This is a genomic window from Legionella micdadei (assembly GCF_000953635.1).
Taxonomy (GTDB): domain Bacteria; phylum Pseudomonadota; class Gammaproteobacteria; order Legionellales; family Legionellaceae; genus Tatlockia; species Tatlockia micdadei.
In genome coordinates this window covers 2,179,241-2,191,138 of sequence record NZ_LN614830.1, presented here as the reverse complement: position 1 = coordinate 2,191,138, position 11,898 = coordinate 2,179,241, and the positions used below count along the sequence as shown (strand labels likewise).

Below are 11,898 nucleotides of genomic sequence, written 5' to 3'. Positions count from 1 at the left end.
TTAAGAAGGGACCGTGGCAGATGCAGTTTACGGATATTTTTATTAGGCGGCCAGTACTAGCAACGGTGGTGAGTCTGTTGATTTTAGTCTTAGGCTTGCGCTCGATTAATCTGTTGCCGGTCATGCAATACCCGTTTACTGAGAACGCAATTGTTACTGTGACTACGACTTATACGGGTGCCGATCCCGCCGTCGTTGCAGGTTTCATTACCACACCTTTAGAGAATTCAATCGCTCAAGCTGGCGGTATTGACTATATGACTTCAACCAGCACGCAGGGCACTAGTACAATTACCATTAATCTCCTTTTAAACTATGATCCACTGAAAGCGTTATCGGATATTACTACCAAGGTCAATGCTGTTCTTAATCAGTTACCAGCGAATTCCCAGCTTCCTGTTATTACTGTTTCTGTGGGGCAAACAATTAATTCAATGTACATCGGATTTTATAGTGATGAACTGCCTATCAATAAAATTACTGACTATTTGATTCGTGTGGTACAGCCTAAATTGCAAGCCGTAAACGGAGTACAAAATGCGCAAATTTTAGGAAATCAGACTTTCGCCCTAAGAGCCTGGCTGGATCCTGTAAAACTTGCTGGGTTTGGTATCTCAGCTGCAGAAATTGGAGCGGCTCTTGCGAATAATGATTTTATTTCTGCAGTAGGGCGCACAGATGGGCAAATGTTTATTCAAAATTTCTCAGCGAATACTAATTTAACTGATGTTAATCAATTCAAAAAAATGGTGATCAAAGCACAAAATGGTGCGATCATTCGCTTAGAAGATGTTGCGAATATCGAGCTTGGTGCGCAAAACTATAACCAGTCTGTCGGTTTTGATGGCCGCACCGCTGTCTATATCGGTATTACCGTAGCACCATCTGCGAATCTTCTGACGGTCATCAGCGACATTAAGAAAATATATCCTGTTATCAAAGCACAATTGCCACAAGGCTTAAGCTCAAACATAACCTACGATGCCAGTCTCTTCGTTGATTCTTCCATCCACGAGGTAATTAGCTCTTTGATGGAAGCGTTTATCATTGTCACATTGGTTATTTTTATTTTTTTAGGTTCCATACGTTCGGTAATTATACCTCTTGTAGCGATTCCACTGTCTATAATTGGTACATTTTTTATCATGTTGGCACTAGGGTATTCAATCAATTTATTAACGCTTTTGGCGTTAGTACTCGCTATCGGGCTGGTAGTTGATGATGCAATTATTGTGGTGGAAAATGTGCAACGCCACATTGAGGAAGGGCAGACGAAGTTCAAAGCAGCCATTCTAGGTGCTAGAGAATTAGCTAATCCTATCATGGCGATCACTGTGGTGCTTATTGCAGTATATGCTCCTATTGGTTTCATGGGCGGACTAACAGGTGCGTTATTTACCGAATTTGCTTTTACCCTAGCTGGTGCCGTTACAGTCTCGGCCGTGATTGCCCTTACGCTTTCTCCGGTGATGTGTGAAAAATTTCTTAAAGCAGGGAAGGAAGGGGCTAGAGGCCGCATTATGGCTAAAGTTGATCGGTTATTTAGAAAATTGGAGCATGGTTATGATATGGCATTAGCTAAGTCATTAAATTATCTTCCAGTTATTGCTGTTTTCGCTATCATCATTTTGTTGAGTAACTATTTCCTATTTATTACTTCAGACTCTGAACTTGCACCGCAAGAAGATCAAGGGATCATTATCGCGCAAATTACTGCCGCAGCAAACGCGTCGTTGGCCCAAACCAAACTTTATTCAAAACAAGTGAATGACCTGTTTAGAAAATATCCTGAAACTGATCATACCTTCCAAGTGGATGGTAATGGTGGGCTGAATAAATCCATTGTGGGTATGGTTCTGAAGCCATGGGATCAGCGAACACGTACAACGAATGAGCTTCAGCCGATCATTCAAAAGCAACTTGATCAAATTGCGGGTGCTAAAATTGCCGCTTTCCAATTGCCTTCTCTACCTGGTGGAGGAAGCGGCCTACCTATTCAATTTGTCGTTACGACAACAGAAACGTTCGAAAATTTAAATAAAGTGCTTGAGACAATTCTAACAAAGGCTCGTGCTGCTGGGATTTATGCTTACATTGATCCTGATCTTAAAATTGATCAAATTCAAACTAAAGTGATGATTGACCGTGATCGAGTGGCCCAATTCGGGTTAACTATGCAGGATATCGGAAATCTTTTTGGTTCCGCGCTTAGCGAAGGATATATTAATTATTTTGATTATGCAGGGCGTTCTTATCAGGTCATTCCTCAAGTCAAGCGTAGTACGCGCTTAAATCCTGAGCAGATACTCAATTACTACATCAGAACGGCTGACGGCTCCTCTATACCCCTCTCAACTGTTGCGGATTTGAAAAGGGAGGTGGTTCCTGAATCCTTAAACCATTTTCAGCAACTTAATTCAGTAACTATTTCGGCAGTTGCCCTTCCTGGTATATCCATGGATCAAGCCTTAACTACTTTTGCAACGATTGCAAAAACAGTATTACCACAGGGCTATTATGTTGATTACGCTGCACAATCTCGACAATTTATACAGGAAGGATCAAGTTTAGTGCTCACGTTTTTCTTTGCCTTGCTGATTATTTTCTTATCACTGGCAGCTTTGTTCGAAAGCTTCCGCGATCCATTAATTGTTCTCATCAGTGTGCCGATGTCAGTATGTGGAGCAATGATTTTTGTCAGCCTTGGTGTTGGCCATGCAACACTGAATATTTATAGTGAAGTCGGCTTGGTAACCTTAATAGGTTTAATCAGTAAGCACGGTATTCTTATCGTTGAATTTGCGAATGAACTGCAACTCAGTGGGAAAAGGAAACGAGAGGCTGTTCAACAAGCTGCAGCGATTCGTTTGCGTCCAATTTTAATGACAACAGCGGCGATGGTTCTTGGGGTTATTCCCCTCATTCTCGCTACTGGGGCTGGAGCTGAAAGTCGATTTAATATTGGTCTTGTGATCGCAACAGGTATTTCGATAGGGACTCTTTTTACCTTATTCGTTGTCCCTGGAATGTATGTGATGTTAGCGGCAGATCATACCAAGAAAAGGGCTATCGGGAAGTTGGAGGATGAAGAGCTTTTACCTTAACATAGTTTATTAACTTTTAGTTAAAAGAAATTAACCAATTCCTACATTTATTAGTCCTCTGTTAATTATTATACTAAAGGCCATGGTTAAAAAAGAGACAGATTATGATTTCAAATCTCCGAATTGCATGGTTGCTAAGCTATATTTCTATCGCTTCTTTCTCGGCGGCTATTGTGACTCCAGCCTTACCATTTATTCAAATACAATTTGGTTTAGGTATGGGGCAAGTCGAATGGATGGTTTCATCTTTTCTTATTGGCTATGTTATTGGCCAATTAATTTATGGGCCAATTGCAAATCGTTGGGGCAGGGTTTATGCCTTGCGTATTGGTTTATGCATTAATTTAATTGGAATTTTGCTTTGTTTACTCGGTTTGGCCTTAAGTGCTTATTGGTTAATTATCATTGGGCGTTTAGTCAGTGCTTTGGGTGCAGCGAGTGGTCTGTCATGTACTTTCATGCTGATTAATGAATGGCTGGTTGAAAATCAACGAAAAACAGCCATGTCTTACACCATCTTGTCGTTTACAATTGGAATCGGTATGGCTGTCACCATCGGCGGATTGATAGCTGAATATTGGAATTGGACTTATTGTTTTCTATTTTTACTTGTTCACGGTTTGTTGATGCTTTGGGGCACACAGGTTTTTAATGAAACCTTAGAAGAGCAACAGCCCATTCATTTCAAAGATATCATACATACTTACAAGCAAGCTCTTTCTTCTAGAATTTTAGTTCTATATGCTTTGGTGGTAGGTTTTTGTTCAATAATTGGTTATTGCTTTTCTGCAGCAGGTCCTCAAATTGCTAATGAGGTGTTACATATCTCTGCTGCGAAATACGGGTATTGGAATTTACTCAATATGATGGGCATGCTGCTTGGAGGGTTATGGGCTAAGGTTCTGTTAAATCGATTTATTGCTGTTCAAGTTGTTAGAGTTGGGTTAAGTGGTTGTGCATTAGGTATTACTAGTATTTTAATCATGATGTATTCCAATTCCACTTCCCCAGCTTGGTTTTTCATTAATACATCCGTGTTGTATCTTTTTGGGGGGTTACTGTTTGCAGGTGGATCATTCATTGCCTCTAACGCTTTAGCAGATAAAGCAAGCTGTTCTTCAATGATGAGTTTTATCAATATGTCTACCGCTGCTTTGGCTGTGATGATCATGGGGTATCTAGGCAAAAGTCCTTTGCAAGCGTTTGTGGAAATGCTTACGGGAGCCTGGTTGGTGATTGTGGGTTTGTTGTTGTTCAATGTGCTTGTCATGGAAAAAAGGACGTTGTTAATGAGAGCGTAATAGTTGTATTCATTCAATGAGCATAAATTGCGCGAAGAGGGCCAAATTTGGTGGGGTGGAAAATAGGGTGGTGATTACGCGCTTAGCATAACGCTTGTTCAGAGTGGGTTGGGTAGCATAACGGCCTACCCGACCTTTTTGTAAATAATCACCCCTAGCATTCAGGAAGATTTACTGCCAAGCCTCCCAGGGAGGTTTCTTTATAGATGCTTTGCATGTCTTCACCTGTTTTTTTCATGGTCTTTATCACTTTGTCCAATGAAATTTGATGTTGACCATCTCCAATAAGTGCCATTCTTGAAGCATTAACTGCTTTAACTGAGCCCATTGCATTACGTTCTATGCAGGGAATTTGCACCAAACCTAAAACAGGATCGCAGGTCATCCCAAGGTGGTGTTCCATAGCAATTTCAGCCGCATTTTCTATTTGTGCAATTGTTCCACCCAAAACAGCTGTTAGGCCAGCAGCCGCCATTGAGGAAGCGACCCCCACTTCGCCTTGGCAACCAACTTCGGCACCCGAAATAGATGCACCCACTTTATAGAGAATACCGATAGCTGCAGCGGTCAAGAAGTAGGTGTAGATATCTTCATCATTGAGTCTATCATGTGCTTCTTGGCAATACTTAAGAACCGCTGGAATAATACCTGCCGCGCCATTGGTGGGTGCAGTTACAATTCTTCCTCCAGCCGCATTTTCTTCGTTCACTGCCATAGCGTACAGGTTAAGTCGATTCATAATGTCTGACTGTTCAAAAATGCTAGTCACCCCTTTATGCTCAATTAACTTTTTATACAAATCAGGTGCGCGCCGTTTTAAATTTAATCCTCCAGGTAAAATACCTGGGTGTTTGCAACCATTTTCGATGCATTCGGTCATGACTTTTGCTATGGTGAGAATGCCTTGCTGAATAGCTGTTTTATCGCGCCAGGTTAGCTCATTTGTCATCATTAGTTCCGCAATAGTCAGGCGATTCTCCTGGCATAGCCTCATCAACTCCCGGGCAGTAGAAAACGGGTAGGGCGGCGGAGCGAGCGTTGTCGAAGGTTTGTCAAATTCCTCTTCTGTCGTAATAAAACCACCGCCGATCGAATAATAAACTTGACTGATTTGAATTGCACCTGCGTTATCATAAGCCAAAAATCGCATGCCGTTGCTGTGTTTTGGTAATAATTCCTTCTGATAAAGTAAAAAATCATTCTGTTCATGGAAAGGAATGATTTTTTTCCCTGACAGGTTAAGGGTGCAAGAAGAAATAATTTCCTGCATGCGAGGAACCATACTTTCAGGCGCAACGGTCTCAGGCGATTTACCCTCCAAACCATTTAAGATGGCTTTGTCGGTACCATGTCCTTTACCTGTTAAAGCTAGGGATCCATAAAGTTCAATTTTAATTCGAGCTACTTTCTCAAAATATTCCTTTTTCTCAAGCAGATCCAAAAACGCATTGGCTGCAAGCATAGGACCAACTGTATGCGAACTCGATGGGCCGATACCGATGGAAAATAAGTCGAACACACTGATACTCATGGTACAAAAACTCTATGATTAAATAATGTCAAGTTTAGAAGGAAAACAATCGATTAACAACAGGCAACATTAAAGTTTCCTATTAAATTAAGTTTACCTTACTGGTAATTTTACTCAAATTTAGGCAGAATGGTGGAGCATTTTCGCAAAGTTCTATTCTGAAAAGACAAAAGGGGATTGTTTATGAAGATGAGATTGGTCGCTGCAGCTGCCATGGGTTTGGCAATGTCAACGACAATAGCTGCAACCGCTACAACTGATGCGACAACTTCTGCACCAGGAACATCATTGACTACAGACACAGAAAAGCTCTCATACAGCATTGGTGCTGATTTGGGTAAGAATTTTAAAAAGCAGGGAATAGAAATTAGTCCTGCTGCTATGGCAAAAGGTTTACAAGATGGAATGAGCGGCGGCCAATTGTTGCTGACCGACGACCAGATGAAGGATGTGCTAAATAAGTTTCAAAAAGATCTAATGATGAAACGCAGCGCAGAATTCAATAAGAAAGCTGAAGAGAATAAGTCGAAAGGAGAAGCTTTCCTTAACGAAAATAAATCAAAAGAAGGTGTTGTTAGTTTACCTAGCGGTTTGCAGTATAAAATCCTTGAACGAGGCGATGGTGCTAAACCGACCAAGGATGACGTCGTTACTGTGGAATACACCGGCAAGCTGATTGACGGTCAGGTTTTCGACAGTACTGAAAAGACAGGCAAACCTGCAACCTTTAAAGTTTCTCAAGTTATTCCAGGTTGGACTGAAGCACTGCAATTAATGCCAGCAGGTTCTACTTGGGAAGTGTATATCCCTTCCAATCTGGCTTATGGCCCACGTAGCGTTGGCGGCCCAATTGGACCTAATGAAACTTTAATTTTCAAAATTCATCTGATTTCAGTGAAGAAATCTGACGCGTAAAATGCGTTTTATCCCAGTCGCTCAGGAGGCTGGGATAAATACCAATTTAAATTCTCGAGTATTTCCAAGCATGAACAAACGCCTATTGATTGTTTTTTTGCTGGGCTTTTCTTCAGGGCTTCCTTTAGCGCTTACAAGCAGTACTTTACAAGCTTGGTTCGCAGATGCCGGTATGTCCGTTTTAGCTACTGGCATGTTAAGTTTGGTAGGTATGCCTTATGTGTATCGTATTGCCTGGGGCCCAATACTCGATCGGTACTCTATTCTTCCTTTGGGTAAACGGCGAAGCTGGATGCTTGTGATGCAATTTGCATTACTGTTAGGCTTTAATTGCATGGCATGGTTATCGCCGAATAAATCCCCAGAATTAATGGCAATTCTCGCTTTTGCTTGTGCCTGCTTTTCAGCAACCCAAGACGTAGCCATTGATGCACACCGAGTGGAATATTTACCTACTAAAGAGCATGGTTTAGGGGCCTCTTTAGCAACATTTGGTTATCGTTTAGCTTTGCTCATTGCAGGAGGGTTTGCGCTCGTTGTGGCGAAACATCTTGGTTGGGCTTACACTTACCGCCTGATGGGCGTTCTAATGCTAGTGGGAATTGTAGCTACACTATTGAGCAGTGAACCATCTCGATATGAAGATAATCAGTCGGGTAGTTTTGTCGAGTTGTTCATCGCTCCAGTGAAGGAACTTTTTGCGCGACGCGGAATAATACCTCTACTGTTTTTTGTCCTATTTTACAAGTTAGGCGAAGCATTTACCGCCACAACCAGCGGCATTGTAATGCCGTTTCTAATTCAGGGTGTAGGCTTTTCAATTGATACTATTGGCTATGTCAATAAAATGATGGGGATTAGTTCTATCTTGTTAGGTGGGTTAGTTGCCGGAATTCTACTCATTCGTTGGTCATTATTTCGTGCGTTATTTGTTTTTGGTCTTTTGCAGGCCTTAACCAATCTCTTATTTATTGTTCTTGCCATAGTAGGAAAAAGTTTATCTTTATTTGCGATTGCAGTTATTTGCGACAACTTCGCAGCAGGAATGGGTTCGACTGCTTTAGTGGCGTTCTTTATGAGGCTTACGAAGCAACCTTATACTGCAACCCAATTTTCACTCTTGGTTGCAATCTCAGCTTTGCCTCGGATTTTTTCAGGCCCTGTTGCTGCAATGTTACAAATGCAAGTCGGGTGGGTTGGCTTGTATCAACTGTCTTTTCTATTGGCATTAGGTTTCATCCCTTTCCTTGTGATGATTCGAAACCATACCCAAATAAATGATAGGCAATTTATTGAAGGAAGTGAGGGGAGCCAGAGCGTCAAAGTTTTGCAGTAAATTTGATTTTTCGCATAATTTTACCAATTAATTATGCAAAGAAATTTAATTTTTGGGGCAAGGAGGGTCTGAAAGTGGAAAAAGGGTATCAATTAAAATTTTTTATGGAACAAAATGAACGCCATGGAAAAACACCTCTTTACGAGTGGCTGATAGAGGTTGCACGGGAGCGCGGAATCGCTGGAGCGACAGCTTTTTTTGGCACGATGGGATTCGGAGAGCATCGCAAAGTTCATAGTGCGCATTTTTTTGAGCTTTTAGATCAACCTGTTGAAGTGAGCATGATCGTTACAGAGGAGGAAACGAATAAATTGCTTCAATTCCTTCGTGAAGAAAATGCAAATCTATTTTATGTTAAAACACCAGTCGAATTTGGAAGATTGGGTGGTAATTAGCCAATTTTTCCACCCAATATATCCTATCTCAGCAAGTAAAAGAGGATTGATAAAGATCCTCTGAAATGGTTGAGGGTTCAATCCCTTGGGTTAACCCTAAATCATCGGCAGCATTTAAGTAATCATGCTGCGTTTTTAAAAGCCTCGTCACTATTTTCATTGCTGCCTCCTGACAGGATAGATCCTGAATGGAAGCGGAGTTGGCGCCAAAAATTGATTGTTCAGTTGCTGCATTACAATTACCTGCGCGAATATAGCGATCGCCACAAGGGTGGAGAAAGCTAAACAAACTGTAAGGCTCCTGTAAGCTTCGCAAAAGTTCAACATTACTTCTGTATGAAGCAAGATTTACTTCTAAGGGCGGATGCAAAGGAAGAACATGAACAAAAAGAGGGTATTCGGGAGCAGCGGCAGCACGTTTTAGCCACTGTATTAATTCTTCTTGAACTGAGGGATAGCGTGGAGAAAACAATCGTGTTGTACGGCATTGATTTTTAAAGCGTGGATCAGGGATCCGCTTGCGCTCTCCAATCATCGATGTGGTATCAGGTCGTTTACTCATGGAGCAGGCCGTTTCACCGTTATCGTCAGTCACGGATGAAAAATTATGGCCTGGATAGATACAATCATCATAGTCGCTTTTTAAGCGTTGAGTAGGTGTTGTCCAAATAAGCAAACTATTTTTATTTTTCTTTATTATTTCCTGTTCAATTTCAAGTTTTGCTTTTGGCGAAGCTGTTTTGCCAGCTAAATTTACTCTTAGTAATTGGCCGAGCATAGGAAGATTTTCTGATAATTTAAAATGTCTTGTACAAACCGATAGTGATTTGGATGGTAATACGAAAAATTGACCCGAGTAAGGTAGGATCCTATTTATGCTATATTTGCCCATAGGTGTTCTCCGATCTTGAAGTTAACAGGATAATCTTTGATTTGCTAAGCACCAGCTCCCCTTGAAGGGGTGCGTATCAAAGAAACATCCTCTTCAAGGGGAAACAAAGGCAGATAATCACAAGCACAAGAAGGGTAATTGATTGGAAGGTAGAAAAAGGAACGCCGCAAACAGATAAATCTCTTTGTGAAGAAATTGTTTTGGTCTTAATCTGTTTGATTTTCAAATGGCAGTTCATTCGTTTTCTAAGCTAATGGTATTTTTTCTGCAAAATAGCACATTAATTGGTCTCAATGCAAATTTATTAGAGAAAATTAAAGATCCAGGTAAAAATCGTGTTGGAAATTCTATTGATTCTTTTCTTGATTAAGGAACTTTGGAATCACGACTTTGATTATTAACCTTAACGACTCAGCAGAATAGAATGTACTATACTAATTTTGCACTCTTTTCTTATTATGAGGCGGGCTATGAAACATGAAGATTTTATTAAAAAGTTAGTTTCTCAATTCGAAGAACAAGTTAAGAGCTTTTCGACTGAGGAGTTAGAGGGATTAAAATCTGGAAAATTGGAGATTAGATTAACCCCAACAGTTGGTAAGGAAGCTGGAGGCAGGTTCGTTAGAGAACCTTATCGCCCTATACGAAACAGGTAAATAGATTTTATTAAGGATTTTTAGAGCTATTTGAAATAGCTTGCCTGTTTGGTACCGAGGGTGGGACTCGAACCCACACGGTGTCACCACCACCGGATTTTGAATCCGGCGCGTCTACCAATTCCGCCACCCCGGCACAGGCGGCCATTATAACAAAGTTAAGTAGCGAAACAATGGGAAAAGAAAAATTATTTACTATGCTTGTGTATAACTTTCATTTGGTTAAAAATGATATCATTTGGCAGACAAGATAGCCTCTTCAAACTGAGATAGTAATGAATCAAAAAATTGGGATAAGTATGATACTTTGCTTACTCAGCTTAGTAACCTATGCTGAAATGAAAACTTGTCCTGATCCAAAATCAACCTCACTCAAATGGGGACAACCGCCTAAGCCTTGGGAAGTTAATCCTTACTCTCCTAACCGCCCGCAAATTGATGAAAATACGAAGTTTGTACGGGCTAACATTTTGGTGGCTGGTATGGGGCAAGGGGTTGCGTGTACTTATCAAACTTCCACTGGACTTTATTCAATTTGGTGGCAGGTAAGAGTGATGATTCCTGCCCGAGAGGATTATAATTGGATTTATAGCTTAGGCGGCTTTGTTTGTGCTGGCTCCCTGAAGGACTGCCAATTCAGTATAGCGGAGTAAAAATTCATTAAAATTCGCAAAATTTCGATTAATCAGCTAGGCTCAGATAGTGCAATGCAACAATATGGAGATAATTATGAATCAGGACTATTTAAAAAATTGGACGATGATGACAAATGAAATGCAGAAACCATTTCGTGCAATGTTAGAACTACATGTCAATACATTAAAAAATTTAAGGTATCTAAGGCCAGAAGAATTATCAAATTTACATCTACCAGGAGAAATGATAAGCAGACATCTCGCTCTTGCAATGGAGAATAGTCACAATATGCTTAATTACATGCAGCAATCATTTCAGATTTTTGAGAATGCTTTCTTATCATTATCAAGAGAAATGACAGAAAATGCAGGCCTCCCGTCTAGGCAAATAAAAATTAATATTGAAGGTGAGAAAAAAGCACCGGCTAGCCGCAGGAAACCCACAGAAAAAAAAGCCTCACGGGCAAAATCAACGAAGGACTTAAGTCAAAAATCTCAAACCAAAACAAAGGTTGCTACAACCAAGGCTAGCACGAAAGCTGAAAGCAAAACCACCGCTTCAAAACCTAAGACAAAGCTCTCAGCGAAAAAAATGAGTACAGCAGGGACAAAACAAGCACAGGCGGATAAAAATACAGCTGAAAGCGTGCGCAAGCTGTCTGTACCTGAAAAGAAAAAATCCACTTCGGCAAAGAGGCCATCCACTAAAGCAGCTGCGGAGCCTAAAAAAACTCTTTTTACAAAAAATATAAATAGTCAGGGACAGAAGGCGACTATTCCCGAGAAAAAGGTAATGCCTGAGGAAAAAATGCCCATGCCAAAGGCAAGTGCTTCCATGATAGACCCAAAAATGAATTTTTCGGCAAATAAAATGCCGGAACCTAAACTGAATATGCCACAAGGAACCACAAGTTCTACTGAAAGTAAAATAATAGGATCGGAATCAATACCAAATCGATTCCAAGATAAAAATCCTTTCCGTAAATAATACACAATACCCGTGATAGCAGTTTGGATGAATAGATTCGTTCAAACTGCTTTTTAGCTGTTCCCATGGACTAATTCTCGAAAAGGGAAGTCTGGAAAGTTAGGCAGATCATAACATTTATATCTCCTACAATTTATGTTCAGTT

At 40.7% G+C, this 11,898-nt stretch carries 10 protein-coding genes and 1 tRNA gene; 8 read left to right on the top strand and 3 right to left on the bottom strand.

The window, feature by feature from the left end:
- The first annotated feature begins 20 nt into the window (after positions 1-20).
- Both LMI_RS09785 and LMI_RS09780 read left to right on the top strand, forming a co-directional pair.
- Positions 21-3,104: an efflux RND transporter permease subunit gene (locus tag LMI_RS09785; protein ID WP_045099637.1), complete on the top strand. Its 3,084-nt coding sequence runs from the start codon at positions 21-23 to the stop codon at positions 3,102-3,104.
- 104 nt (positions 3,105-3,208) lie between these two features.
- Positions 3,209-4,405, top strand: coding sequence for an MFS transporter (locus tag LMI_RS09780; protein WP_045099636.1), 1,197 nt, complete (start codon positions 3,209-3,211; stop codon positions 4,403-4,405).
- Positions 4,406-4,559: 154 nt separating this feature from the next.
- Here LMI_RS09780 and LMI_RS09775 read toward each other — a convergent pair whose 3' ends face one another.
- On the bottom strand, positions 4,560-5,936 hold the full coding sequence (locus LMI_RS09775; RefSeq protein ID WP_045099635.1) for an L-serine ammonia-lyase: 1,377 nt from the start codon (positions 5,934-5,936) through the stop codon (positions 4,560-4,562).
- 183 nt (positions 5,937-6,119) lie between these two features.
- Between LMI_RS09775 and bamJ the strand changes: the two genes are divergently transcribed.
- The 3 genes from bamJ (at position 6,120) to LMI_RS09760 (ending at position 8,582) form a co-directional block, all read left to right on the top strand.
- Positions 6,120-6,851, top strand: a complete 732-nt coding sequence (gene bamJ, locus LMI_RS09770) for a BamJ family beta-barrel-assembly machinery protein (RefSeq protein ID WP_045099634.1) — start codon at positions 6,120-6,122, stop codon at positions 6,849-6,851.
- Positions 6,852-6,921: 70 nt separating this feature from the next.
- Complete coding sequence (locus tag LMI_RS09765; RefSeq protein ID WP_045100694.1) at positions 6,922-8,187, top strand: AmpG family muropeptide MFS transporter; 1,266 nt, start codon at positions 6,922-6,924, stop codon at positions 8,185-8,187.
- A 74-nt stretch (positions 8,188-8,261) separates the two neighbouring features.
- Entirely contained in the window at positions 8,262-8,582 is a 321-nt protein-coding gene (locus LMI_RS09760; protein ID WP_197540458.1) for a DUF190 domain-containing protein, read from the top strand.
- Between the two features lie 28 nt (positions 8,583-8,610).
- On the opposite strand, the gene LMI_RS09755 is transcribed toward LMI_RS09760, so the two are convergent.
- On the bottom strand, positions 8,611-9,360 hold the full coding sequence (locus LMI_RS09755; protein WP_143001004.1) for a hypothetical protein: 750 nt from the start codon (positions 9,358-9,360) through the stop codon (positions 8,611-8,613).
- 584 nt (positions 9,361-9,944) lie between these two features.
- Between LMI_RS09755 and LMI_RS09750 the strand changes: the two genes are divergently transcribed.
- Positions 9,945-10,130 carry a hypothetical protein gene (locus LMI_RS09750; protein WP_045099632.1) on the top strand — a complete coding sequence of 62 codons (186 nt, stop codon included), beginning with the start codon at positions 9,945-9,947 and terminating at the stop codon, positions 10,128-10,130.
- A gap of 49 nt (positions 10,131-10,179) precedes the next feature.
- Here the strand turns inward: LMI_RS09750 and LMI_RS09745 are convergent.
- Positions 10,180-10,266 (bottom strand) — tRNA-Leu (locus LMI_RS09745).
- Between the two features lie 139 nt (positions 10,267-10,405).
- On the opposite strand from LMI_RS09745, the gene LMI_RS09740 reads away from it, so the two are divergent.
- Both LMI_RS09740 and LMI_RS15515 read left to right on the top strand, forming a co-directional pair.
- Positions 10,406-10,783 (top strand): DUF3757 domain-containing protein, encoded by a 378-nt coding sequence (locus tag LMI_RS09740; protein WP_045099631.1) that lies wholly within the window; start codon positions 10,406-10,408, stop codon positions 10,781-10,783.
- Positions 10,784-10,859: 76 nt separating this feature from the next.
- The gene (locus tag LMI_RS15515; RefSeq protein ID WP_064102998.1) at positions 10,860-11,753 is read left to right on the top strand and encodes a hypothetical protein; all 894 of its coding nucleotides are present in this window, start codon (positions 10,860-10,862) and stop codon (positions 11,751-11,753) included.
- The last annotated feature ends 145 nt before the right edge of the window (positions 11,754-11,898 follow it).